Origin of the sequence: Microbacterium sp. H6, from assembly GCF_003314775.1 — a bacterium.
In the GTDB taxonomy this organism is placed as follows: domain Bacteria; phylum Actinomycetota; class Actinomycetes; order Actinomycetales; family Microbacteriaceae; genus Microbacterium; species Microbacterium oxydans.
Genome location: NZ_QOAY01000303.1, coordinates 1 through 2586 on the forward strand (window position 1 = coordinate 1; position 2586 = coordinate 2586).

General features: G+C 67.8%; 4 protein-coding genes. 1 reads left to right on the forward strand and 3 read right to left on the reverse strand.

Annotation, left to right across the window (positions count from 1 at the left end; genetic code table 11):
• On the reverse strand, positions 1-1250 hold a 1250-nt coding region (locus tag DSP71_RS19710; protein WP_147251414.1), incomplete at its 3' end, for a DEAD/DEAH box helicase.
• A 196-nt stretch (positions 1251-1446) separates the two neighbouring features.
• Here DSP71_RS19710 and DSP71_RS19715 point away from each other — a divergent pair.
• Complete coding sequence (locus DSP71_RS19715; RefSeq protein ID WP_058631835.1) at positions 1447-2160, forward strand: ferritin-like fold-containing protein; 714 nt, start codon at positions 1447-1449, stop codon at positions 2158-2160.
• Positions 2161-2213: 53 nt separating this feature from the next.
• On the opposite strand, the gene DSP71_RS19720 is transcribed toward DSP71_RS19715, so the two are convergent.
• Complete coding sequence (locus DSP71_RS19720; RefSeq protein WP_046749550.1) at positions 2214-2501, reverse strand: hypothetical protein; 288 nt, start codon at positions 2499-2501, stop codon at positions 2214-2216.
• A gap of 7 nt (positions 2502-2508) precedes the next feature.
• On the reverse strand, positions 2509-2586 hold a 78-nt coding region (locus DSP71_RS24555; RefSeq protein WP_309472637.1), incomplete at its 5' end, for a DUF3107 family protein.

Below are 2586 nucleotides of genomic sequence, written 5' to 3' on the forward strand. Positions count from 1 at the left end.
GCGGCGTCGGTCGCCCGCTCGGGGCGACGGCTGCGCTCGGTCTTGACGGACTCCGTCTTAGGCGCCGACACCAGGCGGCCCTTCGTGCCCTGGGGGATGTCGAGGTCCTCGTACAGGTGCGGGCTCGACGAGTAGGTCTCGATGGGCTCGGGCTGACCGAACTCGAGGGCCCGGTTGATGAGGGCCCACTTGTGCAGGTCTTCCCAGTCGACGAAGGTGACCGCGATCCCGGTCTTGCCCGCGCGGCCGGTACGGCCTGCGCGGTGCAGGTACGTCTTGTCCTCGTCCGGAATGGTGTGGTTGATCACATGGGTGACGTCGTCGACGTCGATGCCTCGAGCGGCGACATCGGTCGCGACGAGCACATCCTTCTTCCCCGCCTTGAAGGCGGCCATCGAACGCTCACGCTGGTCCTGGCCCATGTCTCCGTGCACGCCGCCGACGTTGAAACCGCGGTCGCTCAGCTCGTCGACGAGCCGCTGCGCCGCACGCTTGGTGCGGGTGAAGATCACGGTCTTGCCGCGCCCCTCCGCCTGCAGGATGCGGGCGATGACCTCGTCCTTGTCCATGGAGTGAGCGCGGTACACGAGGTGCTTGATGTTGGCCTGCGTGAGGCCCTCATCGGGATCGTTGGCGCGGATGTGGATCGGGTTCGACATGAAGCGACGCGCGAGGGCGACGATCGGACCGGGCATGGTCGCGGAGAACAGCTGCGTGTGGCGGATGGCCGGCACCTTCTGGAAGATCTTCTCGATGTCGGCGAGGAAGCCGAGGTCGAGCATCTTGTCGGCCTCATCGAGCACGACCTCGGTCGCGTTCGAGAGGTCGAGCAGGCGCTGGCCGGCGAGGTCGATCAGTCGGCCGGGGGTGCCGACCACGATCTGCGCTCCCGCCTTCAGCTGGTCGATCTGGCCCTCATAGGCCTTTCCGCCGTAGATGGCGACGACGCTGGTGGAGCGGTTGCTGGTGAGCAGGTCGATGTCCTCGTACACCTGCACCGCGAGCTCACGGGTCGGCACCACGATGAGCGCCTTGACGCCGTGCTCCGGGTCCTTGCCGAGACGCTGGACGACCGGGATGCCGAAGCCGAAGGTCTTGCCGGTTCCCGTCTTGGCCTGACCGATGATGTCCTGGCCGGGAAGGCCGAGGGGGATGGTCTGCTCCTGGATGGGGAACGCGTCCACGATGCCCTTGGCGGCGAGTGCGTCGACGATGTCCTGATCGATGCCGAGATCGGCGAAAGTTGTCACTTTGTTCAGATTGCCTGTCCGGCGACCCTGCGGGATCGCCACGTTCACGGATCCACGCCGTCTCTTGTGCCACAGGCGCGGGGCCCCGCTCCGACGGCGGGGACACGCCCAGCCTACCCGAGGGGTGCCGCAGGCCGGGAAGAGGGCTTCCGCACGAGTATTGTGAACGTCGTGGTGGACTCGGGAGGACGACCTCGTGGTTAAGTGGTTCTGGCAGCGCGATGCGGCGCCGCGACGCACCCTCGCCTTGCGCGGCAGGGGAGAGCAGGGAGATGCGACGCGCATCGACTTCGCCGAGCTCGCCCCCGAGCTGAACCGCTTCCTCGGACAGGCCGCCTATCTGCAGCTGGGCTACTTCGAGACGCTGACGCGTCTCATCCGCGCCACACCCGAGCTCTCCGAGAAGGAGTCGCTCTCGCGCGCAGCCGGAGCCGCGCTCACCAAGCACCGCGGGATCGTGGAGCTCATCGCGGAGCGGGGGGACGACCCGACGCAGCTGATGCTGCCGTTCCGGGAGAACCTCGATGCGTTCCGTCGGAAGACCATCGGCGCCCGCCCTCGCGAGACGCTGCTCGCCGTCTACATCACCGCAGGGATGTTGGACGACTTCTACCTCGCGCTCGCCTCCAGCTACGGGGAGACCGGGCACCGCGTGGCGCAGATCCTGCGCGAGGACGATGCCAGGCACGAGATCGTCGCCATCGTGCAGGAGACCATCGAGAGCGATGAGGAGTGGCGGTCGCTGCTGTCGATGTGGGCCCGCCGTCTCGTCGGCGACACCATCCTCGTCTGTCGCTCGGCGCTACGGCCGGAGCGTCTCGACGTCGACGAGGAGCGGATCGAGCCGGTGTACACCGAGCTCATGGGCGCTCACGCACGGCGCATGGACGCCATGGGACTCGCGTCCTGACCCGACATCGCCACACGCGCGGTCGGTTCGAGGCGGTCAGATTCCGACGGCGGTCAGATTCCCAGCGCGACTCGCTTCTGGGCGTCGGCGCGCTTGCGCATCCCGGTGATCGCCACGGTCGCCAGTGCGGCGACGATGGGGGCTCCGAGGACGCTCGCGAGCCACAGCCAGATGCTGTCCTCGCCCACGCCCGCCCACTGCAGGGCGGTGTACAGGACCGCAGCCACCGCGGTCGCGATGGCGGGGGTCAGAGCGACACCGCGCAGCTCACGACCGCCGATCAGGAAATGTGCGGCGATCCCGAGAGCGCACGCGCCGATGAGTGCGAGGAGGATGTACATCGTCGGGTCAGGCGACGAAGCCGACGCGGCGGGATTCCTCGGTGCCCAGCTCGATGTACGCGAGGTTCGCGGTCGGGACAATGTA

Excerpts from the sequence above, each read along its gene's own strand:
- DSP71_RS19720 (WP_046749550.1), bottom strand. The coding sequence starts at position 2,501 with ATGTACATCCTCCTCGCACTCATCGGCGCGTGCGCTCTCGGGATCGCC.